We start from the raw sequence: 949 nt of genomic DNA, 5'->3' as shown, positions 1-949 counted from the left end.
GAAGAAGTAGGCCGGCGAGACGTCGAAGAACCGAGCCAGGGCTTCGAGGTTGTGCTTGGTCGGGTTGGTGGCCTTGCCGGTGCGCAGCTGGGTCATGTACTCCCGGCTGAAGGACTGGCCGGTGTGCTCGGCGCAGAACCGGCTGACCTCGGCGTTGGTGTGCTTGCGTCCGTTGGATTGCCGGATCAGACGGAACAGGGCGTTGAGCTTGTCCGCCAGCGTGCGCGGCGGTGTGTCAGCCGCGAACTCCTGCCGACTCAGGTCTGCCGTCACCGCGTGTGTCCTTTGCCCTCGCCCCTGTCCCCGCCGCGAGTGTTCCACACACCAAAAGTGAACACCAGTTGACAGGAGGCGAATCCACTCTATCCTCGAATCAGTCGATCGTAACTGAAGCTCACATTTTGAGGTGATGGGGCGGTCAGCGGCCATCCAGACAGCAGGCAGCACGGGAGGAGGCGACGGGCAATGCAGTCGCGCACCACCGACTCGGCGACCATCTGGCCCGCCACGGTCGCCGGCACCACCGCCGTCGGCCAGTCCGCGCTCGACGCGAACACCGCACGGCCACCGCGCCAGGCGGCGGCCGTCACCGGGGCGCTCACCCCCGAACCACGCCAGGACGCGCGCCTGGCGGGTGACCAGCCCACGCTGCTGGCCGCCGCACCCGCGCCGCACTTCCCCGCGGCACGGTCGGCGGCGACGGGACCGCGGACGGTCGCTTCGGCGCCGACCGCAGTCCCGAAAGGGTGGCCCGCCAAGCCCGCCAGCTCGGTGTGGTCCTGGATGGCCGGCCAGCGCCCACCGATGGCGGTGATGGTGGCTGGAGCCGAAGGCGGACTCGGCACCAGCCTCGTCACGGCCCCGGTCGGCGAGACCGTGGCGGGCGCCTCCCCCTGCCCCCCCGGGGCCGTCGACCCGGGGGGGGCGCCCCGGGGCGGGCCCCCCCCCC

General features: G+C 71.5%; 1 protein-coding gene and 1 pseudogene. One reads left to right on the top strand and one right to left on the bottom strand.

The genetic code is table 11. The features are described 5' to 3' along the window. Positions 1-273 (bottom strand): annotated as a pseudogene (locus F0L68_RS41410) (hypothetical protein); the annotation flags it as partial. Positions 274-465: 192 nt separating this feature from the next. Between F0L68_RS41410 and F0L68_RS41405 the strand changes: the two are divergent. After that, the coding region (locus F0L68_RS41405; RefSeq protein ID WP_223199624.1) for a hypothetical protein at positions 466-949 on the top strand (484 nt) is incomplete at its 3' end.

The organism is Solihabitans fulvus (genome assembly GCF_008386585.1).
Taxonomy (GTDB): domain Bacteria; phylum Actinomycetota; class Actinomycetes; order Mycobacteriales; family Pseudonocardiaceae; genus Solihabitans; species Solihabitans fulvus.
Note: the sequence above shows the minus strand (reverse complement) of the source record. Positions and strands in the feature narration are given on the sequence as shown.